General features: G+C 51.2%; 20 protein-coding genes. 12 read left to right on the top strand and 8 right to left on the bottom strand.

Features of this window, described 5'->3' with window-relative positions; genetic code table 11:
- Positions 1 to 8 precede the first annotated feature (8 nt).
- Both ACJJI6_RS12985 and ACJJI6_RS12980 read right to left on the bottom strand, forming a co-directional pair.
- Complete coding sequence (locus ACJJI6_RS12985; protein ID WP_108731860.1) at positions 9 to 710, bottom strand: ABC transporter ATP-binding protein; 702 nt, start codon at positions 708 to 710, stop codon at positions 9 to 11.
- An 82-nt stretch (positions 711 to 792) separates the two neighbouring features.
- Positions 793 to 2,073, bottom strand: a complete 1,281-nt coding sequence (locus ACJJI6_RS12980) for an efflux RND transporter periplasmic adaptor subunit (protein WP_475710762.1) — start codon at positions 2,071 to 2,073, stop codon at positions 793 to 795.
- Between the two features lie 372 nt (positions 2,074 to 2,445).
- Between ACJJI6_RS12980 and ACJJI6_RS12975 the strand changes: the two genes are divergently transcribed.
- Both ACJJI6_RS12975 and ACJJI6_RS12970 read left to right on the top strand, forming a co-directional pair.
- Entirely contained in the window at positions 2,446 to 3,948 is a 1,503-nt protein-coding gene (locus ACJJI6_RS12975; protein WP_413664447.1) for a SulP family inorganic anion transporter, read from the top strand.
- A complete protein-coding gene (locus ACJJI6_RS12970) occupies positions 3,948 to 4,850 on the top strand; it encodes a universal stress protein (protein ID WP_413664448.1) in 903 nt (300 codons plus the stop codon). The genes ACJJI6_RS12975 and ACJJI6_RS12970 overlap by 1 nt, the downstream gene beginning before the upstream one ends.
- A 19-nt stretch (positions 4,851 to 4,869) precedes the next feature.
- On the opposite strand, the gene ACJJI6_RS12965 is transcribed toward ACJJI6_RS12970, so the two are convergent.
- Positions 4,870 to 6,543, bottom strand: a complete 1,674-nt coding sequence (locus ACJJI6_RS12965) for an aminotransferase class V-fold PLP-dependent enzyme (RefSeq protein ID WP_475710760.1) — start codon at positions 6,541 to 6,543, stop codon at positions 4,870 to 4,872.
- Between the two features lie 177 nt (positions 6,544 to 6,720).
- Between ACJJI6_RS12965 and ACJJI6_RS12960 the strand changes: the two genes are divergently transcribed.
- Positions 6,721 to 7,197: an Lrp/AsnC family transcriptional regulator gene (locus ACJJI6_RS12960; RefSeq protein ID WP_444914710.1), complete on the top strand. Its 477-nt coding sequence runs from the start codon at positions 6,721 to 6,723 to the stop codon at positions 7,195 to 7,197.
- A gap of 9 nt (positions 7,198 to 7,206) precedes the next feature.
- Here ACJJI6_RS12960 and ACJJI6_RS12955 read toward each other — a convergent pair whose 3' ends face one another.
- The 3 genes from ACJJI6_RS12955 to ACJJI6_RS12945 form a co-directional block, all read right to left on the bottom strand.
- The gene (locus ACJJI6_RS12955) at positions 7,207 to 7,917 is read right to left on the bottom strand and encodes a DUF2238 domain-containing protein (RefSeq protein ID WP_475710758.1); all 711 of its coding nucleotides are present in this window, start codon (positions 7,915 to 7,917) and stop codon (positions 7,207 to 7,209) included.
- A gap of 86 nt (positions 7,918 to 8,003) precedes the next feature.
- On the bottom strand, positions 8,004 to 8,576 hold the full coding sequence (locus ACJJI6_RS12950) for a tRNA-(ms[2]io[6]A)-hydroxylase (RefSeq protein ID WP_475710756.1): 573 nt from the start codon (positions 8,574 to 8,576) through the stop codon (positions 8,004 to 8,006).
- Between the two features lie 79 nt (positions 8,577 to 8,655).
- Positions 8,656 to 9,084 (bottom strand): acyl-CoA thioesterase, encoded by a 429-nt coding sequence (locus tag ACJJI6_RS12945; RefSeq protein ID WP_108731868.1) that lies wholly within the window; start codon positions 9,082 to 9,084, stop codon positions 8,656 to 8,658.
- 480 nt (positions 9,085 to 9,564) lie between these two features.
- Here ACJJI6_RS12945 and fabV point away from each other — a divergent pair, with 480 nt between their 5' ends.
- From fabV to ACJJI6_RS12905, 8 genes are all read left to right on the top strand, one after another.
- On the top strand, positions 9,565 to 10,743 hold the full coding sequence (fabV, locus tag ACJJI6_RS12940; protein ID WP_444939984.1) for an enoyl-ACP reductase FabV: 1,179 nt from the start codon (positions 9,565 to 9,567) through the stop codon (positions 10,741 to 10,743).
- A 111-nt stretch (positions 10,744 to 10,854) separates the two neighbouring features.
- On the top strand, positions 10,855 to 11,898 hold the full coding sequence (locus ACJJI6_RS12935) for an NADP(H)-dependent aldo-keto reductase (protein ID WP_475710754.1): 1,044 nt from the start codon (positions 10,855 to 10,857) through the stop codon (positions 11,896 to 11,898).
- Positions 11,899 to 12,047: 149 nt separating this feature from the next.
- A complete protein-coding gene (locus tag ACJJI6_RS12930; protein ID WP_413664456.1) occupies positions 12,048 to 12,281 on the top strand; it encodes a DUF2789 family protein in 234 nt (77 codons plus the stop codon).
- Positions 12,282 to 12,387: 106 nt separating this feature from the next.
- The gene (gene lpxL / locus ACJJI6_RS12925) at positions 12,388 to 13,353 is read left to right on the top strand and encodes an LpxL/LpxP family Kdo(2)-lipid IV(A) lauroyl/palmitoleoyl acyltransferase (RefSeq protein ID WP_475710753.1); all 966 of its coding nucleotides are present in this window, start codon (positions 12,388 to 12,390) and stop codon (positions 13,351 to 13,353) included.
- Positions 13,354 to 13,445: 92 nt separating this feature from the next.
- A complete protein-coding gene (gene dapA / locus ACJJI6_RS12920) occupies positions 13,446 to 14,321 on the top strand; it encodes a 4-hydroxy-tetrahydrodipicolinate synthase (protein WP_282934185.1) in 876 nt (291 codons plus the stop codon).
- Positions 14,322 to 14,355: 34 nt separating this feature from the next.
- The gene (locus ACJJI6_RS12915; RefSeq protein WP_475710752.1) at positions 14,356 to 15,549 is read left to right on the top strand and encodes an NlpB/DapX family lipoprotein; all 1,194 of its coding nucleotides are present in this window, start codon (positions 14,356 to 14,358) and stop codon (positions 15,547 to 15,549) included.
- Positions 15,549 to 16,322 (top strand): MBL fold metallo-hydrolase, encoded by a 774-nt coding sequence (locus tag ACJJI6_RS12910; protein WP_413664459.1) that lies wholly within the window; start codon positions 15,549 to 15,551, stop codon positions 16,320 to 16,322. The genes ACJJI6_RS12915 and ACJJI6_RS12910 overlap by 1 nt, the downstream gene beginning before the upstream one ends.
- A 74-nt stretch (positions 16,323 to 16,396) precedes the next feature.
- Positions 16,397 to 17,227 (top strand): sulfite exporter TauE/SafE family protein, encoded by an 831-nt coding sequence (locus tag ACJJI6_RS12905; protein ID WP_475710750.1) that lies wholly within the window; start codon positions 16,397 to 16,399, stop codon positions 17,225 to 17,227.
- A gap of 66 nt (positions 17,228 to 17,293) precedes the next feature.
- On the opposite strand, the gene ACJJI6_RS12900 is transcribed toward ACJJI6_RS12905, so the two are convergent.
- Positions 17,294 to 18,826 (bottom strand): peptide MFS transporter, encoded by a 1,533-nt coding sequence (locus ACJJI6_RS12900; protein ID WP_444895125.1) that lies wholly within the window; start codon positions 18,824 to 18,826, stop codon positions 17,294 to 17,296.
- Between the two features lie 381 nt (positions 18,827 to 19,207).
- Between ACJJI6_RS12900 and ACJJI6_RS12895 the strand changes: the two genes are divergently transcribed.
- Positions 19,208 to 20,344, top strand: coding sequence for a tetratricopeptide repeat protein (locus tag ACJJI6_RS12895; protein WP_475710748.1), 1,137 nt, complete (start codon positions 19,208 to 19,210; stop codon positions 20,342 to 20,344).
- 94 nt (positions 20,345 to 20,438) lie between these two features.
- Here the strand turns inward: ACJJI6_RS12895 and ACJJI6_RS12890 are convergent, their stop codons facing one another.
- Positions 20,439 to 23,147 carry a TonB-dependent receptor plug domain-containing protein gene (locus ACJJI6_RS12890; protein ID WP_475710746.1) on the bottom strand — a complete coding sequence of 903 codons (2,709 nt, stop codon included), beginning with the start codon at positions 23,145 to 23,147 and terminating at the stop codon, positions 20,439 to 20,441.
- Between the last annotated feature and the right edge of the window lie 522 nt (positions 23,148 to 23,669).

Here is a 23,669-nt window from a genome sequence, read left to right as displayed (position 1 = left end):
CAGACTCCTTAAGCAGTAACGGCAGCAGGCTGTTCGGGGACCGCACGTAAATCACACACCTGCCCATCCACGATCTGGATATTGCGATGGGCACGGCGAGCGAGTTCTGGATCGTGGGTAACCATCACGATGGTGGTTCCCCACTCGTTAATAAACTCCAGTAGCTCCATTACCTGGCGGGCCATTAAGGAGTCGAGGTTACCGGTGGGCTCGTCCGCAAGTAGAAAACGGGGTTCGCCAGCTAAAGCGCGGGCGATAGCGATACGTTGCTGCTGTCCACCGGAGAGCTGTGCCGGCAGGTGTTTAGCGCGTGCAGAAAGGCCTACCTGCTCGAGCACTTTTTCAATACGCTTGCGACGTTCTTTTGCATTGAAACCACGATAGCGCAGGGGAACGTCGATATTGTCGAATAAAGTTAGGTCGGGAATCAGATTAAACCCCTGGAAAATAAAGCCTATTTTTTCGTTGCGCAGATGTGAGCGCTGGCGGTCATTGAGATTACTAACATTCTCACCGTCGAGCAGGTACTCTCCACTGGTGGGCGTTTCCAGTAGGCCGGCAATATTAAGAAAGGTGGTTTTACCGGAGCCACTGGGGCCGGTCACAGAAACAAACTCACCCTCTTTAACTTCAAGGCTGAAATCGCGCAGCGCATGTGTCTCGATAGTATCGGTACGGAAACTTTTACGGATATTGTTCATTTTTAACATTGCGATATTCCCTTTTTCTTAAACTTTAAATTATTGATTGATTTACTAAGGAGCTTTACTGAGCTCCAATTTGAATTCGGGGTTAATCTGTCAGCGCAATTAGCTGGGCATTTTCGAGTTCCTCGGAAGAGGAGATAATGATTCTGTCTCCCTCTTGTAGACCTGAGATAATCTCTACCTGTTTTAAGCCAAAGGCGCCTATCTGGATGGCAACTCGCTCTGCCTGTTGTTCGCTGTTCAAACGAAAGGCATGGTTGCCACCGCTTTGATCGAGGAAGCCACCGCGTTTGACCAACAGTACGTTATTGCGGTTTTCCAGCAGTATGCGGGCGGTGAGGCGGAGATTTTGTCGAAGCTTTTTCGGCTGACCCTCAGTGAAACGAACCCGTGCGACCACCTGGCCGTTTATAACCTCGGGGGAGATTGCAGTAATTTCCCCTGGTAATTCTTTTCCACCGAGTTTGATTACCACGGCCATGCTGATGCCCAGGTCGTCGGCATAGTTTTCCGGCACCTTGGCCTCGAGTTCAAAACTGGTGAGATCGACAACTGTAATAAGTGGCGCATTGGCACCCACGGCGCTGCGCTGCGCCACAGCTAAGCTACCGACGGTGCCGTTGACCGGTGAGATAATGTTCAGCTCGCGTACACGGCGCTCAGTTTCTTCTACCTGAAGGCGTTGTTGTGAGACCTGGAGTTCCAGGTTCTGGGTTTCGAAGGTCAGTGATTCTTTTTCCAGTCCCGCATTTTGTACGGCTTGTTCGTACTCCAGCTGGGCGCGGGCCATATCGTCCTTGGTTTTTTCAAAATCCAGCCGCGAGATAATTTGCTTTTCCATCGACAACTCTGCTCGCCTCAATTCTCGTTTGGCTGCGGTGAGGTTGACTTTGGCCAGGTCGGCCTTTTGCTGGTTTTCCATATGCTGGCGTTTGGCCTGGATTTTTTGGCGCTGCAGGTTCACCGTCAGCTGGTTGAGTTGGGCGTTTTCCTGGGCCAGCTGATTGGATAGTTCCGGGCTGTCGACGGTGGCCAACAACTGCCCTTCGTCAACGGTATCCCCAGCTTTCACTGCAAACTTCACAATGCCCTGGGCAGGGCTGAAAAGCGTGGGGCTGTTTGCGGCGACCACTTGGCCCTGAACCACCAGATCCCGCACCAGGTCTCCTCGCCGGACCTGGGCGATATTGACTTGAGACAGGGAGAGGGTGCTGTCGACAGAGCTATTGCTGTGCCAGGAGCTAATACCCCAGGTCAGGAATGCCACTGTCAAACCGGCAAATACCGAGGCTTTGACGACCTTTTTGTTCTTCCAAACCGGCACGGCTTCTATCTTGGTATCTTGTCCGGAAGTATCTCTAATCATTGCGGCTTTCCGTTTCTCTTGCTGTTTTGCCTGTCATTGCTATTTGGATGCAGGCTTTTGGAAATTTGGATTCAGAGCTAAGAATCTGCTTGTTAGGAGGGGTATCGCAATAAGCATGCCAACAGTTAAATTTTATTTAACCTGTTGATATAAAAAGACTTTTTTAGGTTTTTGTGTTTTTTTGTTTTCTTAATGGTGTCCGCAAAAAGTGTCCGGTGTCCGCCTTGTCCGCGGTCGGACAGCTGTGGACAGTTCTGATATTTATCAGGGGAAAAGTGGGGAGAGGGAGGCTGCGCCATGCGGGGTTACTGCCGTTTATGTTAGAGTGCGCGGCCTTTTTTTGATCAATCTCAATTTAATTAGCTGTCTCCTATGTTTCCTTCGCTGCTCTCATCGACCAAAGCCGACTGGTTCGGCAACATACGTCGGGATGTTCTCGCCGGCCTGGTAGTGGCCTTGGCTTTGATACCCGAAGCCATCGCTTTCTCGATTATCGCGGGCGTTGACCCCAGGGTCGGGCTCTACGCCTCTTTCTGTATTGCTGTTGTGATTGCATTTGTTGGCGGTCGCCCGGGAATGATCTCCGCTGCCACCGGGGCCATGGCTCTGCTGATGGTGACCCTGGTGAAGGAACACGGGCTGCAATATTTGCTTGCGGCAACCTTATTGACGGGGGTACTGCAAATTATTGCGGGTTACCTGAAGCTGGGGAGCTTAATGAGTTTTGTCTCCCGGGCTGTGGTGACAGGGTTCGTCAATGCCCTGGCAATATTGATATTCCTGGCGCAAATGCCGGAATTGATCGGCGGCACCTGGGAAGTCTATGCAATGACTGCGGCGGGTCTGGGGATTATTTACCTGTTCCCTTATATCCCCGTGATTGGCAAGGCTGTGCCATCACCGCTGGTGTGTATTCTGCTCCTCACCGCAGTGGCGGTGACTATGGGATTGGATATTCGCACTGTCGGCGATATGGGTGAGCTGCCGGATACTTTGCCTGTTTTCCTCTGGCCAGAAGTTCCGCTTAACTTTGAAACCTTACAGATTATCTTTCCCTACTCCGCAGGTCTGGCCGTTGTGGGCTTGCTGGAATCCCTGATGACCGCGACGATTGTCGACGACCTGACGGATACTACCAGTGACAAGAACCGCGAGTGTAAAGGTCAGGGTATTGCCAATATTGCTGCGGGTACCCTGGGTGGTATGGCTGGCTGTGCGATGATCGGCCAGTCTGTTATTAATGTGAAATCCGGTGGCCGCGGCCGTCTTTCCACTCTGGTGGCCGGTATCGGTCTGCTGACACTGGTAGTGTTTATCAGTGACTGGGTTGCTGTGATCCCCATGGCGGCGCTGGTGGCAGTCATGATTATGGTCTCTATCGGCACCTTTGACTGGGGCTCCATCCGCAACCTGAAGCACTACCCACTCTCTACAAATTTGGTCATGCTGGCCACTGTGGTTGTGGTAGTGTGGACTCACAACCTGGCCTATGGTGTATTTGTCGGTGTGCTGTTGGCATCGCTGTTCTTTGCCAACAAAGTCAGTCACTTTATGTATGTGAGCAGCTCTCTGGATGAAAAGCAGAGTCGCCGCACTTACAAGGTCATTGGGCAGGTATTTTTCAATTCAGCCGATAAGTTTACCGCTTCATTTGATTTCAAAGAGGTGGTGGATACGGTGGTGATCGACCTCAACCGTGCGCATTTCTGGGATGTTTCCGGGGTTAATGCGCTGGATAAGGTGGTGCTTAAGTTCCGCCGCGAGGGAGCACAAGTTGAACTGGTAGGACTGAATGAGGCCAGTGAAACGATCGTCGACCGTTTTGGCGTACACGATAAGCCCGAGGAAATTGAGCGGGTTCTTGGAGGACATTGATGGCCGTAAGCAACAGCGAAAATAACAATGAGAACACAGGTAATGGCGGCAAGGCGCCATTGATACTCTCTTGTATCGATGGCTCTCATTACACTGGAGCGGTGTGTGATTACTCGGCCTGGCTGGCCAGGAGCCTGCAAGCACCGCTGAAGCTGTTGCACAACATCGAAAGAAGCAGTGTCCCTGCGGTAACCGATTTTACCGGCAGTATTGGCCTGGGAAGTCAGGAGGAGTTGCTGGAAGAGTTAACTGCGCTGGAGCAGCAGCGGGCGCAGTTAATGGTGCAGCAGGGCAAGCTGATGCTACAGGCCGCCCGCAGCCGCGCCGAAGATGCCGGTGTGCAAAATATCAAAGCCTGCCAGCGTCACGACAGCCTGACAGAATCAGTGGTGGAAATGGAAGACTCCATTCGCGCGCTGGTGTTAGGAATTCGCGGTGAAGAGCACGGGGATTCTGAGCGTGGACTTGGCGCTCACCTGGAGACAGTAGTGCGCTCACTGCACAAGCCGATTCTGGTGGTCAATCGGGACTTCACAGAGCCCAGCAGGGTGATGCTTGCCTACGATGGCAGTGAGGCCTCGTGCAAGGCATTGGCGATGGTTGCAGAGAGCCCATTATTTCGCGAACTCTCCTGTCACCTTGTCTATGTAGGGCCCGCTGAAACTGCGGAGAATTTGTTGGCTGAAGCCTCGGCCAAACTGGATTCTGCAGGACTCACTTGCACTGCCAGTAATCTCACTGGCAATACCGTTGAAGCTTTGGTGGCCTACCAAACTGAGCACCAGATTGACCTAACCGTGATGGGAGCTTTCAGTCACAACCGCCTGCACGACCTTCTGATGGGAAGCATCACCGTTAAAATGTTGTTGAAAGCCCGCCAGCCTCTGTTGCTGTTGCGGTAGAAGCCCCTTCGCTTCCCACTTAAAGTGCCAGTGCCGCTTCCCGGGGGCTGGCAAACCAGCGTAGGGGTTCTGCCTCATCGGGTAGTCTTAAATCGTAGAAATGGGCTTCGCGACCAACTTTGCGAAGCTCTTTTTCTCCCATCATTAAATAGCTCTTAGGATCTAAGTTGCAACGGTTTTCCTGCCCTTGTTGCGTGTCTTTATCAGTAAATGTCAGCTGAGAAATATCAAGCGATGTCCTCATTTTCTTATCCTGATATCTCCATACGCCGGTGAGTGGGTCAAAACGGTAAAACGGCAACAATCTCCAGCCGTAGTTGGCGACCAGGGCCACTGCCTCCAATAAGTATTCGAAGACCTCCTCGCTGATAAAATAGTTAAAGTTGAGTCTTATCCAACCGGGTCTCAGTACCTTCTGACCTTGCAGGATTTGTTCTTCCAGGGATTTACTGTGGGCCATATCGATGCCCAATAAAGCGTGTCCATAGGGACCGGCACAGGAGCAGCCTCCGCGAACCTGAATACCAAACAGGTCATTGAGCAATGCCACCACAAAACCGTAGTGAAGGTCCTTATTGTTCCATTTAATTCGCAGGGAGATGATGGATAGTCGTGCGGAGTCAGTATTGCCGAGTATCTCAATGGCCTCCTCCTCCGACCAGCGTTGCAGTGCCCGCTGTAAAAATTGGGTTTCGCGTCGACCAATCTCTTTTGCGCCCACCGTCTGTTGAAGTTTGAAAACCATACCGGCCCTGATCGACTCGATAATAGCTGGAGTGCCGCCCTCTTCACTGCGCTCGGCGTCTTCCAGATAGCGGTGATCTTCCGGCGTGACATAAAGGACGGTACCGCCTCCAGGTGTGGCAGGTACTGAATTTTTCAGCAGATCTTCGTGTACAACCAGAATACCTGGGGTGCCAGGTCCTCCGATGAATTTGTGCGGGGAGATAAACACGGCATCCTTTTGGTAGTGGCTATCCGGCGTTGCTGGCCCTTGCATATTAATTTGCACATAGGGTGCTGCGGCGGCGTAGTCCCAAAATGATAAAGCTCCGTGTTTTTTAAGGAGTGCAGTCACTGCCTCTACATCTGTTTTGATTCCGGTTACGTTAGAGGCCGCAGAAAAACTGCCGATTTTAAATGGTCTATGGGCATGGGCACGCAGTTCTGATTCCAGTACTTCAAGGTCAAGTTTGCCACTTTGATCCAGTGGAATAGTGATTAAATCGGCAATGCTCTCTCGCCAGGGGAGTTCATTGGAGTGGTGCTCGTATGGGCCGATAAAAATAACCGGGCGATCATGTTCGGGAATTCTACTTAAGAGCTGGTGTTGCCTATCCAGGTCTGCGGGCAGGCGCAAGTTGAGAATATCGATCAATTTGTTGATCGCGGCTGTTGCACCAGAACCACAAAAAATCACTTTATGGTTATCGCTGGCGTTGACTGCCTGACGAATTTCTTCACGGGCCTGCTCCCGCAGCGCGGTGGTATGGGCACCTGTATAAGAACTCTCGCTGTGGGTATTGGCATAGAAGGGCAGTACCTGCTGGCGGATAGTCTCTTCGATAAATGTCAGCGCACGACCGGAAGCTGTGTAATCGGCGTACACCAGAGGACGTTTTCCAAACGGCGTTACGATTGCTTGCAATTCGCCGATTACCGAGTCGCGGATGTGCTTTATCAGGTCTGTCATGATTTCCTTTCCCCTGTTTTGTGGGGCTCACTTTAGTCCCGAATGCTTGAAACAATGTCTCTACTTGTATCTTTTATTGTGTAATTTATGAATGAATGTGCCGATAATAAGATTTAAATCGTAAAAATGTGCCATAAGGCGTCATTTTGTGTGATTGGGTGAGGCGGGGACTGAGTGATGACTGAAGGATTAAGCAAATTGGATAGGGCAATACTAGAGCTGTTGCAGGCTGATGCGACCCTGTCAGTGGGGGACATTGCCGAGCGGGTTGGGATGTCCAAGTCGGCGTGCTGGCGCCGCATTCACCGTCTTGAGAATGAGGGGGTGATTTGCGACAGGGTTACCCTCCTTGATCAGCAAAAACTGAACTTGCCGCTGACGGTCTATATTTCAATTCGTACCAACCAGCACAATGATCAGTGGGCCGCCCGTTTTAGCGAATTGATACAGGGGGTGGCTGAAATTCTTGAGGTCCATCGTATGAGTGGAGATTTGGACTATCTGATCAAAGCGGTAGTCACCGATATGCCTGGCTACGATCGTCTCTATAAGGAACTGATCAAGGCCGACCTGTTTGATGTCAGCTCCAGTTTTGTAATGGAGACGATGAAGCAGACAACCCGTTTACCGCTAAATCATGCATTGTCCAAATAGGGCTGGACTCTAGCCGCGTCGATTACTCCACCAGTGGCGCAAGCGGGTTTCTCCCAGGGCGCTGTCACCCGGGGGGGCCTTAAGACTGTTGCGAATCTCACTCCAGGCGTTGGAGTTCAACCACAGGTTCAGGGCGAGTACCACCAGCATGGTGGTGATAGAGCCGAGCCCCGCCAGCAGCATGTCTTTCTGCGCATCCCAAATATCTCCCTGAGATCCGAGGAAGGCTGCGCCCAATTCTGGAGAGACAGCTTTTGCCGCTTGCCACTCGATGATTTCGTAGATTGATGAGAGCGCAAAAGTCACGTCTACCGGGAAGAAATAGGCCCAGAATCCACGCAGCTGAGCCAGGCGCACAAGAACCTCTCGCACCGGATAGGCCAGGAGAAGGCCAAAGCTGAAATGCACCAGGCGGTCGTACATATTGCGATCGGAGCCCAGCCATTCCTGCAAGGTGTAGCCAAAAGGCGTTTCGGCATAGGTGTAGTGAGAGCCGATCACATGAAGGCACATGAAGATGGTGATCAATGTATAGGAGATATTCGATAAGGGAAAACTCCGTGCACTGATCAAAATGATCGGTAGAGCGGCAAATACCAGATAGTTCTCAAGCAACCAGTCATCGGGGTGCAGGGGGTTCCAGGCAGACCAGGCCCAGGTAATGGCAAATGTGGTCAACAAGAACAGGTGGAGCCAGTGTTGGCGAAGAAAAGTCTGCATATGTTTGGCGCCTCTACGTCGGGCTAGAGATTGGCGCCAGGATACACCATTGGAGGGGAATAGGAATTGCGTTGAATTACGGTCCGCTAATGCAATGCCGCGCGATTTGGGAGTGCGGCAGTAATCGCGGCTTCCTCGTCGAGTAATTCAGATAGCCTCGCTTCCACTTTTTCGCGGGGAAAGTACTCCAGGGCAAGTTCGACAAATAGTTCGTGGTGGCGAGCTTCACTATCGGTGATGACCTGGTAGAAGGTCTTCAGGGGGCCAGTTGGCAGTGCCTCAGCCACCAATCCAAAGCGCTCGCACCCCCGCGCTTCGATGATCGCTGCGGTGAGCAGGCGGTCCATCAAGTATTCATCTGGCCCCCGGCGAATCAGTTGGCGCAGGGCGTTGATATACGGATCTTTCTCATCCGGTGCCTGGTAGATCCCTCGATCATGCATAATCTTAATAACCTGGCGGAAGTGGTTCATTTCTTCCAGTGCCAGGTTGATCATGGCTTCCACTAAAACGGGCTTGTCGGGATAGTGGGAGAACATGGATACCGCCATGCCGGAGGCCTTTTTCTCTGCGGCAGCATGGTCCTGCAGAAATCGATCAAAGTCGGCGAGCACCACTTGAGCCCAGGGTTTGGGGGTGTGAAATCGCAGTTCAAACATAGTCGATGGCGGTTAGTGCAAAGCGTCAGTATACCGCCACCGTTTCACTGCTCTAGAGCGTTATTGCTCTGGGGTAGAGTCAGCTGGCAATTCTGCGTTCGCGAACCTCCCGCTCTTGTTGAGTAACAATTCGGGCCTGTTCCAGAGACATGCCGGCCTTCGCGTGAGGGGTGGGCTTGCCATTTGCGTCCAGCGCGACAAAAACAATTTGGTCCACTTGCACAATCAGCTGTTGTGACTGTTTGTTGCGAACCTCGCAGTGGACTGTGAGCGAGGTTTGGCCGATACCAACCACCTCGAATCCAAACTCCACCACATCACCGCAGCAAGCGGAGCTGACGAAGTCAATTTCCGACATCAGTTTGGTGACCAGCATTGGGGTACCCATCTGGCAGCCGGCAAAGATTGCTGCTTCCTCATCAATCCAGGACAGTAGCTGTCCGCCAAACAGGCGCTGGGCGGGATTGAGGTCTCCGGGTTTCACACAGTGTCGCGAATAGTATTTCACTCTGACCTTCCTAACTTACTACAGGTTTAACAATGCTCGAGCCATCCCTGGCTTGCTGTATGACAGCGAAAAGCTTCCTTCACTGGTGAAACTGCATACAGCGTGCCAAGCCAGAAAACGCGCGGTTGATGAATTTTCCTGTGGAAATATGTCAATTAGCCCTTTTGTGGCACCGGCTTGGCGCGACATTAATCACTGTAGCTCCTTTTATGTGCAGGAAAGCCAGGAAATATCGATTTCCTGTTTGGGTTTTAAACAGGATATGGCGCTTTGGCCGGGATAGTAGATATTTTGGACGTCATCTATCGATTGTGGGAAATACCGCTATGGGACTCCTCGGCGACAAAGATTAGAATGGCCCACGAACCTGACCCAGGCGTCGCACTCACGACCTTGGGTTGATAGTTCTCCGGAGCGCCACCAGCGTATCTGTAATCAGGTAACAACGATTCCCAAAAGACGAAGGGAGAGACTGTAAGGATGATCATCCAGCCGAAAGTACGCGGTTTTATTTGTACCAATGCCCACCCGCAGGGCTGCGCTGCTAACGTACGCGAGCAGATTGAGTATATTCAGTCCCAGCCAGCGGTCGAAAATGGGCCCAAAAAGGTACTGGTGATAGGTGCCTCCACAGGCTACGGCCTGGCATCACGAATTACAGCTGCTTTTGGTTGCGGCGCAAGCACCCTTGGTGTGTTCTTCGAGAAGCCGCCTACTGAAAAGCGCACGGCTTCGGCGGGTTATTACAATTCCGCAGCTTTTGAGCAGGAGGCCCACAAAGCGGGGCTTTACGCGAAGAGTATCAATGGCGATGCTTTTTCTGATGAGGTGAAAGCCCAGACTGTAGAGATGATCAAAGAAGACCTCGGTCAGGTTGATCTCGTGGTTTACAGCTTGGCATCCCCGCGTCGCACAGATCCGAAAAGCGGTGAGCTGTATAGCTCTGTACTCAAGCCCATTAACAAATCTTACACTGCCAAGAATCTGAACACTGACAAGCTGGAGATCTCCGATATTACTTTGGAGCCGGCGAGCGACGAAGAGATCGCAAATACCGTCAAGGTTATGGGTGGTGAAGACTGGGAACTGTGGATGCAGGCCCTCGGTGATGCCGGGGTATTGGCTGATAACTGCAAAACTGTGGCTTATACCTATATCGGTGAAAAGTTGACCTGGCCGATTTATGGTCACGCGACTATCGGTAAAGCTAAAGAAGATCTTGATCGCGCGGCAAAAGCGATCACCGATAACGGTAAGGCTGCGGCTAACGTTGCCGTTTTGAAGGCGCTGGTTACCCAATCCAGCTCTGCTATTCCGGTGATGCCACTCTATATCTCTCTTGCGTACAAAATCATGAAAGAAGAGGGGACTCATGAGGGCTGTATCGAACAGCTATACCGCCTCTACACTGAGGGGCTCTATACCGATACTCCACGTCTCGATGATGTGAACCGTTTACGTATGGACGAGAAAGAGCTGCGCCCTGAGACTCAGGCGAAGATCGAAAAGCTCTGGCCAGAGGTAACTGCTGAGAACCTGTTTGACTTGACTGACTTCAAGGGCTATCAGGCGGACTTCCTCAAGCTGTTTGGATTTGGTGTTGATGGTATTGATTACGATGCAGATACCTCACCCATGGTAGATACCAAATTCGATTGATTTTATGCGGGACTCCATTTGGGAGTCCCGTTTCCCCTTCCGTAACGCACTCCTACAACTCTTCCTAGCAAAGCTGCATAATCCGGTTTTTCGGTTTATGGGGGTTTTTCAATGGAGTATCGCCAACTCGGCACCACCAACCTTAAGGTAAGCCAGATTTGCCTGGGCACCATGACTTATGGTGAACAAAATAATGAAGCTGAATCCGCTGAGCAACTCGACTATGCAATATCTCAAGGGGTTAACTTCATTGATTGCGCGGAAATGTATCCCGTACCGCCACGGCCAGAAACCCAGGGCCGAACCGAGGAATATATCGGCAACTGGTTGGCTGCGCGAGGAGGCAGGCACCAGGTTGTTGTCGCAACTAAAGTGGCGGGCCGCAGTGCCGCCAATTCAGGTGTTGGCCATATTCGCTCGGGTCCCCGCCTGAACCGAGAGCAGATTTTGCAGGCTTGTGACGATTCCTTAAAACGTTTGCGCACTGACTACATTGACCTCTACCAGGTCCACTGGCCTGAAAGGCAAACTAATTTCTTCGGGCGCCTGGACTATACCCACGGCAGCGACGATGGTGTGTCTATAGCTGAAACATTGGGCGCACTCGAGGAGTTGGTTGAGCAGGGCAAGGTTCGTCATATCGGTGTTTCCAATGAGACCCCCTGGGGTATGTTTGAGTACCTGCAGCAGTCGATTGCCTACGGGAAGCCAAGGATTGTATCGATTCAAAACCCCTACAGTCTTTTAAACAGGGCTTTTGAAGTTGGCTGCGCTGAAATTGCTATTCGCGAGAGATGTGGCCTATTGGCGTACTCCCCCCTCGCATTTGGGGTTCTTTCGGGTAAGTATCTGGGGGGAAGGAAGCCTGAGGGTGCGCGACTTACCCGCTATGATCGCTTTCAGCGCTACGCTGGAGAGCGAACCCAGGCTGCGACCCAGGCCTATGTGGATTTGGCCCGGGAGTTTGGTCTGGACCCTGCGCAGATGGCACTGGCATTCGTGAATCAGCAGCCATTTGTCACTTCAAATATCATTGGCGCCACAACTATCGAGCAATTGCGCTCCAATATTTCCAGCGTTGAAATCACCCTGGATGGTGAGCAATTAGCGGCTATCGAAGCTATACACCAGGGGAATCCCAACCCGGCGCCCTAAAAGGGCAGAGTCTGAATTCTATTGATGAAAGCCTGTGATGCCTCTGAAAGCCCCGCAGGAATAATGCGGAATGAATCAGGGGCTGCCCAACTATAATTGGAGTAGTCGCCATGAAAATATGGCTGCCAGAATAGATAGCGGTAATCGTTATGGAAACTACTGGACATCACACACTGAAGGACCTGTTTTCCCAGTTGGGGCTGGCGTCTGAAGATGCACAGATCCATGAATTTCTGGTCACGCACTATTTGCACCGTCATGAGAAGCTTTCCTCCGCCTCCTTCTGGAGTGATGGGCAACGAGAGTTCCTGGAGAATGCTATCTTGGATGATTCGGATTGGTGTGTCGCAGTGGATGAGTTGGACACCCTGTTAAGGCACTGACCTCCTGTGGCTGTTACGCAGTCCCTGCTCTCCTCGCATAGGGTATACTACGTCGTTTTCAACCGACTTAGGTTGCGCCTCGGCGCCACACCCTGATATAGATCTGATGGAAAAACCCCGATTTCGCGCGGCGCTGCTGCATCCTCGCTACTGGCTGACCTGGCTGCTTTTTGCACTATGGTTTTTGATTGCGCAATTGCCCTATCGCTGGCAGTTGGCCATGGGCCGTGCATTTGGCCGCTTAATGCTAAGAGTAGCTACCAGTCGGCGAACGATCGCCGAACGCAATCTCGCGCTGTGTTTCCCTGAGTTGGGGGAAGATGAGCGGGCTGAACTTCTTAGGCGTAATTTTGAGTCCAGTGGTATGGCCTTGATGGAAACCGGCATGGCCTGGTTTCGTTCCATACGCTGGTTGCGCAAGCGTTTTACCTTCGAAGGGCTGGAGAGTTTGCAGGAAATCCAGGCTGAAGGACAGGGTGTTTTGCTTACCGCTATGCATTTCACCACGCTGGAAATTGGTGCAGCCATGATGGGGGCTAGTATTACCTTGGATGGTATGTACAGGCCTCATAAGAACCCGGTTTACGACTATCTTCAGCGCAAGGGTCGCGAGCGCCACTCTGAGAATGGCAGTGTCTATCAGCGCAAAGATGTACGCGGTGTTCTTCGCGCCCTGCAGAGGGGACGTGCAGTCTGGTATGCTCCGGATCAAGACTATGGGATCAAGCAGGGAATCTTTGCCCCCTTCTTTGGTATTCCCGCGGCAACAGTAACGGGAACCTCCCGGTTTGCCCGAGTTGGACGGGCCAAAGTAGTGCCCTATATGGTAACCCGGAGGGGAGACTGTTCAGGTTATCACGTGAAGATTTACGATCCCATCGAGCAAATTCCATCTGGAGATGAACGGCAAGATGCGATCCTGGTGAACCAGTTTATCGAAGCTCGTATTCGCGAGGCCCCAGAACAATATATGTGGGTGCATCGCCGTTTTAAGACCCGTCCTGAAGGGGCAGAAAACGTGTATCACGGGGTACGCAAAAAGAAAAAGAAACGCAAAAGAGTGGCGAGCTAGTCGCACTGGCGCAGATACCCTGGCCTAAGTAACATACTGAACTGACTCTGGCGGTGGTATTCCGGGTGGAGTGCAAAAAATAAGGAGTGAGGATGTTAACCGGTAGTATGGTGGCCCTGGCCACCCCAATGTACGCAGACGGAAGCCCGGATTGGGACAGCCTGCACAACCTCGTTGAGTGGCATATCGAGCAGGGGACCCGAGCACTGGTTGCTGTGGGAACTACCGGTGAATCTGCAACCTTGGACTTCAATGAGCATATTGAGGTTATTCGACGTGTTGTGGACCAAGTGGCAGGTCGAGTGCCAGTGATTGCTGGAACTGGCGCAAACTCTACTTCTGAAGCGATTGACCTCACAGAGAATGCCGCCCGATGTGGTGCAGATGCCTGCTTGCTGGTTACACCTTATTACAATAAGCCCACCCAAGAAGGCCTCTACCAGCACTATCGTGCGGTGGCCAAAGCTGTCTCCATTCCCCAAATTCTCTACAATGTTCCCGGTCGCACAGCAGTTGACATGTTGCCGGAGACGGTACAGCGCCTGGCGTTGGTCGGCAATATCGTAGGCATCAAGGAAGCCACCGGTGATCTGGAGCGGGCTAAGGTTTTAATAGATACTCTGCCCGAAGGGTTTGCCGTTTACTCTGGCGACGATAGTACCGCGGTTGAACTAATGTTACTGGGTGGTCATGGAAATATTAGTGTAACCGCTAATGTGGCCCCCGCAGCAGTGGCCCAAATGTGTGAAGCTGCGCTAGCTGGCGATGCGGTGACTGCACGGACAATTGACCAGCGAATACAAATATTGCACAAAGTGCTGTTTTTGGAGTCCAACCCGATACCGGTGAAATGGGCTCTCCGGGAGATGGGTCGTGTCGACGGTGGAATACGCCTGCCTCTGACAAGTTTATCCCCTGAGCACCACGGAACAGTGCGCGAAGCTCTGCGCAGTGCCGGTGTACTCTAAACCCGCGAACTGAGAATTAACCAGGATAGCTTTAATGAAAAAATTGACCGTTGGAGCCGGGCTCTTTATCTCCAGTATTACGCTGGCAGGGTGCGGTGTGTTCGGCAACGATGGCTATTTCCGCGATCGCAGTAATGATTACCAGCATGCTGATAGCCTGACGCCTCTGCGGATACCTGAAGGTGTTAATACCAAGCACCAGGAGGAACTCTATGAGATCCCCCAGATTGCAGGAGAGCAGCTGGCCCAGGGGGAGTTTGAAGTTCCGCGTCCTCAAGCGCTTTCAGTGAATGCGGGTCTGGAGAGAGTAAAGATTCAAAAGCTCGGCGGAAATCGCTGGGTGCTGGTATCCCAGCCTCCTGAAGAGGTGTGGCCCCAGTTGCACCAATTCCTTCGCAGCTCAGGCTTGAATATAGAAATGTCAGATGCCAATGCGGGTGTGATGGAAACTGCCTGGATGGCCTTTAAAGAGAGTCCTGACACTAAAGATAAGTATCGCTTGCAGGTAGAAACTGGTGTGCAACCCGATACGACAGAGATTCATGTGCGCCACTTGTCTGTGCCTTCTGCAGCCCCGGTTGGCGGTAGCGTTAATTGGCCTGATCGCTCTTCGAGCCCTGAGCGTGAAGGGTGGATGATTGATGAAATGTCCACGGCACTGGCGTCAGAAACAGCTGCTGCTACAGCGTCTTTAGTTGCCCAGGCAATTGGAAGCAGCACTCTTAAAGTTCAATTGCTGGAACCTGCTGGTCACGAACCTTATATTGCGATGGGGCTCGATATGGATCGGGCCTGGGCTACTGTCGCTCATGCTGTGAATTCTGGTGCTTATCGTCTGCACCGTGAAGATTCCGATATTGGACTTTTTTACGTCACCTACGATGAAGACCGTGCACTTGCTTCTGATGAGGAAGATGGTGACGGAGGCTGGTTCTCCTGGGGTAGCAAGAGCGATGAAGACGAGCTGGCAGAGAGCGCTGATCAGGTGAGCCTACAGCAGATCTTGGCTGGAATTGATATGACTGAGGGTGCTGAACCTGCTCTCTTCAAGGAAATCAAAGGCCTGGGAGTAGGAACCGCTACAAGCGAGGCTTATCCCGGTTACCTGATTGTTATTCGTGGCAATGACGATGAGATTGAAGTGCGCGTGCGCGATACTCGCGGACAGCCGCTTTCAAAGAATGAAGCTTCCCAGCTGCTTCAATCTATCCAGCAGAACCTTATTTAATGGGCCTGCGCTTCGCCTCTTTGGGAAGCGGCAGTAAAGGCAATGGAACAGTGGTCGCCAGTGGCGACCACTTTCTTTTGGTTGACTGCGGTTTTACCATCAAGGAAACCGAGCGCCGTATGGCGCGGCTCGGTATGTCTCCCGCTGATATCTCTGCGATTGTGGTTACCCACGAACACAGTGATCACCTCTCTGGTGTAGGTCCACTTGCGCGCAGATATGGCCTGCCTGTCTACCTGACGCCCGGTACTTTTAAGGCGCGAGATATTGGCAAGTTACCGGAGCTGCACTTAATTGAGGGGCATCAGCCTTTTGTTGTCGCTGATATTGAAATAACCCCGGTCGCGGTTCCTCACGATGCCCGTGAGGCGGCACAGTTTGTGTTTCGCTGTCGCGGTAGCAGTCTGGGCTTGTTGACGGACTTGGGGACTATCACCCCTCATGTTGAAGCGCACTTTGGTGATTGTGATGCCTTGGTTCTAGAGGCAAATCACGACCCTCTGATGCTCGCTCAAGGACCCTATCCACCTTCGTTGAAGCGACGCGTTGGAGGTGCCTATGGCCACCTGAGTAATCAGCAGGCTGCTGGCTTTCTACAGCGGGTTGGCTATGAACAGCTACAGCACCTGGTTGTAGCCCATATCAGTGAAAAAAATAACAGCCTTGCTCTGGCAAAGGAGGCCCTGGCAGAAGTTGCCGAAACAGTGGAGAGCTGTATTTTTGCCTGTCAGCAGGAAGGCTTTGACTGGCTTACAGTGGAAAGCCGGAGTTAAGGTCGCTATCTATCCCCAGCTTATATCTGTTTAAATGCGACAAAATTGTTTGTTGTATTTAAACGGGGTGGGCTATGGAAATACTACTGGTTTATTTGTTGGTCGGTGCCGCTGCTGGAACTATTGCCGGACTATTTGGCGTAGGTGGTGGCCTGATCATTGTTCCTGCCTTGGTTTTTGTTTTCACCGCCATGGGGATATCCCCTGAAATCCTCACCCACATGGCTGTGGGCACCTCCCTAGCAACAATCATTGTCACTTCAACCAGTTCAGTGCGCGCCCACAACAAGAAAGGGGCAGTGGACTGGAAGATCTTTGGGATTATGGCTCCAGGCATTTTAATCGGCTCCTGGGCCGGAGGTGCCACTGCTGAGTTACTGCCCGGTGCCTGGCTGCAGCTGTTGATCGGCGTCTTTGCGATCGTGATCGCGGTGAGGATGTGGCTTAGTGGTGCCCGGCATGATCAATTGACGGAGGGGGCTGGGAACTTGCCAAGGTCATCCTTATTGCTATCTGCTGGGGGAGTTATTGGCTGGGTATCCGCGATTTTTGGTATCGGTGGGGGCTCACTAACCGTTCCATTTTTATCCCGCTGCCGGGTGAAGATGCAGCGTGCGGTCGCTACGTCGGCGGCTTGTGGTCTTCCCATTGCGGTTGCGGGTGCGCTGAGCTTTGGTTTCCAGGGCTGGGGTAATCAGCTTCTACCAGAATGGAGTAGTGGCTATGTGTACTGGCCTGCGTTTTTTGGAATCGTTGTCACCAGCACGTTTTTTGCCCGCTTTGGTGCCAATCTCGCCCATCGCCTTTCTCCCAAAATGCTTAAGCATTGCTTTGCCATTTTGCTGTTTATTATTGGGGCGCGCTTTATCTGGCTGAACGTTGGTCTGTTACAAGGCTTGCTTTAGGGGAGGGAAAATAAAAAGGGCCACTGCATAGCAGTGGCCCTTTTTATTTGGGAATACAGCTAAGTATTAGGCCGTTTTAGTAGAGCCTTCAGCTGTCGCAGTATTCTGGGGTGCTTCTGAGTCAGTTTCCCAGTACTTGGACTTGAGACTGATCAGGGCCAGGATGATACCCACTCCGATTGTGAACAAGCTGATTTGCAGGAATAGGTTTGGCATCTCAGCAACATTGTTCGGATCAAAGTTACCTGATAGAAGGCCGGCAAAGAGGTTACCGATAGAGTAGGTCAGAACAAAGACACCCATCATCTGGCCAGCAAAGCGGCGAGGAGAAAGTTTACTTACTGCACTCAGGGCCACCGGGCTCAGGCAGAGTTCACCGACAGTGTGCAGGAAGTAAGTGGCTACCAGCCAGTAAGGAGCAACTTTCAGGCCCGCTGCTGCGTATTGAGCGGCAAAGAACATTACCAGGAAGCCACTGGCCATGATGATCAGGCCAAGTGCACATTTCAGCCCATAGGATGGGGTGATCATGCGTTTGCCCAGGTTAATCCACAGCGCGGCAAAGAAGGGGGACAGGGTAATGATAAAGATGGAGTTAAAGCTTTGTAGCCAGGAGGTGGGCATTTCAAAGCTGCCAATCAGGCGATCCGTGTAGTCGCGACCGAATAGGTTCAGTGAGGAGCCCGCTTGCTCGAAGCCCGACCAGAAAAAGGTAGAGGCTACACAGACTAGGAATAGCGCCCACATTTTCTTTTTCTCTGACCCGCTCAGCTGGCCGCCAAAGTAGATAAAGCCAAAGTAGGCAAGGAAAGTCAGGGTGAAGGCTACAGCTACGTACTTGGCTATTTCTACCGGGTTGATGGTAATAGTGCCATTCATCACCAAGCCAGTAATCACTGCAACACCGACTACGACAGCACCAATTATGCGCCAAGCCAGTTTTGCCTTTTCTGGCGAAAGTGGGTTCTCGGGATTGAGGCTTGCGTCCCCCAGATTGTGGATAGTGCGGCGATACTGGATCAAGCCAATAGCCATTCCCACAGCAGCGGCACCAAAGCCCCAATGCCAGCCGACATTTTCACCAAAGTACCCGCAGACGGCATAACCGATGATTGAGCCCATATTGATGCCCATATAGTACAGTGCGTATCCACTGTCGCGGCGAACATCATCTGGTTGGTACAGGTGTCCAACTGCTGCGCTGATATTGGGCTTGAGCAGGCCGGTGCCGGTAGCAACAAGGATCAAGCCTATAAAGAAGCTCCAACTGGTTGGGATAGCGAGCACAATATGGCCACACATAATGATGATGCCGCCGTACCATATGGTGCGTTGCCCTCCTAGTAGGCGGTCTGCAATCCAGCCACCGGGCAGGCCGAGGAAGTACACGGCGCCAGTGTAGAGCCCATAAATAGCTCCCGCTGCTGCAACGGTAAAGGCCAAGCCCTCTTCCTGAAGACTGGCTGTCATAAACAGCACAAGCAGGGCTCGCATACCGTAGTAACTCATCCGCTCCCACATTTCGGTGAAGAAAAGTGTCGAGAGCCCTTTGGGGTGGCCAAAAAAGCCAGCGTCATTTTGGTCTGTATTTGACGACATAAGCTGAAATTCCAGTTGTTATAGCTCTAATGCAATATGTTGTTGCATATTAGGAAGGCAGCCTGGCCAGGGAACTGAAATTTCGGTGCCCTTTGGTTAGCCAGGTAAATTATCCGTGTGTCAGAGTACTATTTCTTTCCTGTATTGCTCTTGTTTAAAGAGGTCGGGACTTATCCGGGCTTGGGTAGATGTTTTCTGCCAGCTCCAAGGCCTAAATGTTTGTAGCGCCTACCTCCTGCGTAACTTGGAAAGTTTACCAGTTGTCTATTTAACAGGCGAACCGAAGTGAGGGGATTTCTATAAATGGCAACAGGGTACTTCTATTTACGTTAAATTGGTGTTAAATCCCATAAGGCTAAAAATATTGAGGGGAAAATAACGATGAAGACCTCACTAGCTTTTATTCTGGTCCTGTTTGTTTCTAGTTGTACCCAAATTCCCCCTAAATACTCTGGGGCTGTTGATCTAAGTAGCGCCCTTAGTGGGCGGGCTATCCTCAATCGGTCAGTTTTGCCGGCGGAGCTGCCCGATGAGGATCTCCTGGGTCTTGACGCTGATGTATTGGCCTATTTGGATACTATCGCTCCTGCAGAGTCTCCGTCTAAACGGCTACAGTCTTTAGTGGATGGCTATGGACGAGGTGACTTTCAGGTCGAATATAACCCCAACAGTACTTTTCCAGCGAGTAAAACTTACCAGCTACAGCGGGGTAACTGCCTTGCGTTTACCTTGATGATGGTTGCTATGGCTAGAGAGCTGGGTGTGGAAGCCTATTTTAATGAGGTGGATGTGCCTCCGGTTTGGGGCCAGGATGACCTTGAGGTTTTTACTGTCTACCGTCATGTCAATATGGTTTCTGAGTATAGAAATATTCGGCGAGTGATTGACTTTAATCTGGCAGTCTACGATCCAATTTATAAGCAGCAAAAGCTTGAAGACAGCACTGCGTTTGCCCTTTATTACAGTAATCGGGGGGTAGAGTTGATGCGTGCGGGAGATAAGGAGCGAGCATTTCTGTATCTGCGCAAGGCGCTACAGTTACAGCCGGAAAGAGGGGACCTTTGGTCAAATTTAGGGGCTTTCTACAGCTATTTCGACCTTATTGATGAAGCTGAGCAGAGCTATCTGCATGCATTGCAGCTGCAGAGAGGTAACCTTGTTGCGGCGAGTAATCTGGAGAGGCTTTATCGCAAGACAGGTAGGGAGAGGTTGGCTGATGACTTTGCGAGCCGTGTGCGTTATCACCGCAACAGGAACCCCTATTACCTTTATTATCAGGCGCGGGAAGCCTATGAAAACAATAAATTTAAACTCGCTGAAAAACGCCTTCGAAGGGCACTGCGGGCAGATCAGAGTGATCATCGATTTCATTTTTTATTGGGGTTAACTCGGTACCGGCTTGGTGATATCGCGGCCTCCAAAGAGAGCTTTACTGAAGCATTTTCACTAGTTGGTAATTTGGATGTAAAAAATAGATATACAAACAAGTTGAACCTTCTGCTGAGGACCGGGGATTAGATTCGGGGGTAGCAGCTTTTACAAGGTTATTTCACTTGAAACAAAAAAAGGCGCCAAAAGGCGCCCTTTTCGGCTTGACTTAGAAAGTTAGCACTTAGAACTGGTAAGTAACGCCAGCCCAGGCATAGCGGCCCTGGAAGTCGTAAGTACCATTCCAGTCGCTGCCGGAAGTAGTAGCCGGCTCGCGATCAGTAACGTTGTCGATACCCGCAGTAAGCCGCGTAGTATCATTCACATCCCAGCCCGCCTTTAAGTTCAGGTAGGTGTGGGAGGGCATGTCCAAGTATGGGCTGTGGCCATCACCAATGTACTGAATGTCAGCTCCGAAGTCCCAGCTGTCGGCGTACCAAGTTGCGCTGGCAAGGCCGCGCCACTTAGTGTAAGCCTCACTGTTAGTACCGATATAGTCTACGCGGTCAGTGGTTTGGTCTGTCTGAGAATTGTACTCTTCGTACTCAAGCAGGTGAGTTGCTTGGGCACGCAAGGCTAGCTTACCAGCGTCGTAATGGAAGTTTTGCACTACATCAATATCGATACCACTGGTATTGATCTCTCCGATGTTCATCAGAGAGCCTTCCAGGTACTCGATTTGGCCACTGTCGCTGCGGCGAACCAGTGCACAAGCTGCTGCGTTGCCATCACGGTAACAATCATCCAGGATCTGCTGGGTGTCAGCTGAGGTGATTGCGTCTTCGATTTCAATTTTGAAGTAATCGAGGGTTATGGACAGATCTTCAGCGAAAGCTGGAGTCCATACGATACCTGCGGTGAAGCTAGTAGATTCCTCTGGCTGCAGATCCTCACTACCACCGATGTTGGTTGGTACTTGGCTGCCTGCCTGGGTGAAACCTGCACCTACCATGCTACAGTTTGCACCTTGGCCTGCCTCATTACTACTGCTGGTGTCACAGGGGTCAATGAGGTATTCATAGCTCTGGGCAGAACCGCTATATAGTTCATAGATGCCTGGAGCACGGAATGCAGTAGACAAACTAGCGCGGAAACGTAGGTTTTCCGTTGGTGCGTATATAGCGCCAAGCTTGTAGGTTGCCTGACCGCCAAAAGTGTCATAGTCAGAATAGCGAATAGCTGCGTCAAAGGAGAGTTCATCAGCAAGGTCGAGGCCAGCCAGGATTGGCAGGTTGAACTCTGCGAACACCTCAGTTACTGCGAAGTCACCAGAGGTAGCATCTTGTTGATTGCTAAAGGTTTCGCCTAGCTGAGTTTCTTCACTGGGATTGAATTCACCAGACTCTTTTCGATATTCAACGCCAGCAGCAAACCCTAAGGTTCCACCTTGGAACTCAAGAGCGTCGATATCTCCAGTCAAGCTGGCGCCGACATTGAGCATATCGTATTCGTTATCTTCGCGATCGGTGTAGCTAATGTAGTCAATGACTTCATCACTCATACCGCCCAGGAATTGAACATCTTCTTCGGCAATACCGCTTACACCATCAAGAATTTCCTGAACTTTAGTCTTACTGATGGAGTTGCCAACGGTGTTATCACCCTTGTTCTTGCCGTAGCTTACGAATGCATCCCAGCCCCAGCCATTGGACAAATCACCACGCAAACCGGTGAGGGCACGGAAAGTTTTGGTTTCCTGTTCGGAGTCGCGAGTACCGCCAGCAACTGGGCGGAGACGTACATCACTGAGGCCGTCTTGCCAGTTTTCACCGTGGGTGGCTACTGGTGCAGTAGGCTCAAGATCTTTAGGGCTGCCTTGGGCCTCCCACTCTGCCACTGCTGCGTTGTATGCAGCGAGCTCAATTTGGTAAGCGTCTTCAGCTTCTTGCCAGGCGTCAGATAGTTGAGATTGAACTTCTGCTGAAAGGTGGTCAGCAGTGATATTCAAGCCGTTACCAGCGTACATCGGCTGGGCGGCGAGCTGCTGATTGGTAGTTTTAGTAGTGTAAGAACCTTCACCATAGAGCTCGATGGAGTCAGTAATTGAGAAGGTGCCGCTTCCAGTAAAACTGGTACGCTCCATAGCTCCCGACAGCCACATGTACTGGCCAATGTCATAGCTAGCGTAGTCGCCTAGGGTAGTCCCATCTTCAGCAACGCCGAAATTACCGTATGAGGTGAAGATATTACCGGTTGGGGACATGGAGCTTTGCAGCCCAGCCCAATCGCGGTCGGTGTAAGCGATCTCATCACGCTTGCTATGAGTAAGGTTGGCGATGAATTTTCCGCGCTCAAATTCTTGACCGAAAGTGATAGACAGTTCGCCATTCTCTCCACCACCAGATTCAGTGGCGCCGGCACGGGCATTAACACGCACACCTTCGAAAGAATCTTTTAGAACTACGTTGATAACACCTGCTACAGCGTCTGAGCCGTAAACAGCGGAAGCGCCGTCAGTTAGCACTTCAATTCGGTCGATCATATCTACAGGAATATTGTTCATATCCACTGCGGCGGCCACGCCAGAACTGGAAGATACGAAACGACGACCGTTAACGAGAACCAGGGTACGTGCAGAACCCAGGTTGCGAAGGTCTACAAATGAAAGACCAGCACCGCCGTTGTTGTCATTCGCATTGATACCAGTGGTACCCATAGAAGGAAGTTGGTTCAGCAGCTCATCAATAGTGCCTACGCCGGAGCGTTGGATCGCTTCGGAATCAACCAGAGTAATTGGACCTGTAGTGGATAGCGGGTCACGAGCGATACGTGAACCGGTAACAATTACTTCTTCTACTTCTGCGCCAATCTCAGCAGACTCTTGGGCAAAAGCGCCTGTGCTGGCGAGGGTGCCCAGAGCAGCGATGGCTATGCTCAATTTGGTCTTAATCATAGTGGAACCTTCTTATACTTAAGGTGCTTATAGTGCTTTTTATGATATGAGTTAAAAGCTGTCGAAGCTGACTTTAATGCATTGAAGGTAAATATGGAACTTTTACGATGAGTTTTTGGTCGACTTATGAACAATTTCACTCAATATGTTTAGGGTATTTGGGTTGTTTTTTAGGCAGTACTTGGATTTTCTTCCTTAAAGCTGGTGCTTCAGGCAAGTTGAAGCCTATTTATAGCTTTAACTTAGTATGAGATTTTTTATCTGAATAATTGAGCAAATAACGATCACGCCACTTTGCCATTGAGGGGCTTTGGAGAGGGGAGGAGCAAGTTCTAGATAGTGAGCCACCTGTTGGTAGCCTAGGGTTCTTCAATAAACTTTACTTTGCTGATGTGCGACTTCTTCCGGCATTCTCAATGCTCGATAGATTACTTCAAGTGAGTGCTTACGAAATGCTGGTACTTGAAAACTGATGAATCTTAGGGGGTAGTTTCTTTTCTCAATCAACCCTTGTGAGCTGGC

This window comes from Microbulbifer maximicatervae (SeqCode) (genome assembly GCF_056232625.1).
Note: the sequence above shows the minus strand (reverse complement) of the source record. Positions and strands in the feature narration are given on the sequence as shown.

Bases quoted from the DNA above. Each gene is read 5' to 3' on its own strand.
- ACJJI6_RS12985 (WP_108731860.1), bottom strand. From the start codon at position 710: ATGTTAAAAATGAACAATATCCGTAAAAGTTTCCGTACCGATACTATC.
- ACJJI6_RS12980 (WP_475710762.1), bottom strand. From the start codon at position 2,073: ATGATTAGAGATACTTCCGGACAAGATACCAAGATAGAAGCCGTGCCG.
- ACJJI6_RS12975 (WP_413664447.1), top strand. From the start codon at position 2,446: ATGTTTCCTTCGCTGCTCTCATCGACCAAAGCCGACTGGTTCGGCAAC.
- ACJJI6_RS12970 (WP_413664448.1), top strand. From the start codon at position 3,948: ATGGCCGTAAGCAACAGCGAAAATAACAATGAGAACACAGGTAATGGC.
- ACJJI6_RS12965 (WP_475710760.1), bottom strand. From the start codon at position 6,543: ATGACAGACCTGATAAAGCACATCCGCGACTCGGTAATCGGCGAATTG.
- ACJJI6_RS12960 (WP_444914710.1), top strand. From the start codon at position 6,721: ATGACTGAAGGATTAAGCAAATTGGATAGGGCAATACTAGAGCTGTTG.
- ACJJI6_RS12955 (WP_475710758.1), bottom strand. From the start codon at position 7,917: ATGCAGACTTTTCTTCGCCAACACTGGCTCCACCTGTTCTTGTTGACC.
- ACJJI6_RS12950 (WP_475710756.1), bottom strand. From the start codon at position 8,576: ATGTTTGAACTGCGATTTCACACCCCCAAACCCTGGGCTCAAGTGGTG.
- fabV (WP_444939984.1), top strand. From the start codon at position 9,565: ATGATCATCCAGCCGAAAGTACGCGGTTTTATTTGTACCAATGCCCAC.
- ACJJI6_RS12935 (WP_475710754.1), top strand. From the start codon at position 10,855: ATGGAGTATCGCCAACTCGGCACCACCAACCTTAAGGTAAGCCAGATT.
- ACJJI6_RS12930 (WP_413664456.1), top strand. From the start codon at position 12,048: ATGGAAACTACTGGACATCACACACTGAAGGACCTGTTTTCCCAGTTG.
- lpxL (WP_475710753.1), top strand. From the start codon at position 12,388: ATGGAAAAACCCCGATTTCGCGCGGCGCTGCTGCATCCTCGCTACTGG.
- dapA (WP_282934185.1), top strand. From the start codon at position 13,446: ATGTTAACCGGTAGTATGGTGGCCCTGGCCACCCCAATGTACGCAGAC.
- ACJJI6_RS12915 (WP_475710752.1), top strand. From the start codon at position 14,356: ATGAAAAAATTGACCGTTGGAGCCGGGCTCTTTATCTCCAGTATTACG.
- ACJJI6_RS12910 (WP_413664459.1), top strand. From the start codon at position 15,549: ATGGGCCTGCGCTTCGCCTCTTTGGGAAGCGGCAGTAAAGGCAATGGA.
- ACJJI6_RS12905 (WP_475710750.1), top strand. From the start codon at position 16,397: ATGGAAATACTACTGGTTTATTTGTTGGTCGGTGCCGCTGCTGGAACT.
- ACJJI6_RS12900 (WP_444895125.1), bottom strand. From the start codon at position 18,826: ATGTCGTCAAATACAGACCAAAATGACGCTGGCTTTTTTGGCCACCCC.
- ACJJI6_RS12895 (WP_475710748.1), top strand. From the start codon at position 19,208: ATGAAGACCTCACTAGCTTTTATTCTGGTCCTGTTTGTTTCTAGTTGT.
- ACJJI6_RS12890 (WP_475710746.1), bottom strand. From the start codon at position 23,147: ATGATTAAGACCAAATTGAGCATAGCCATCGCTGCTCTGGGCACCCTC.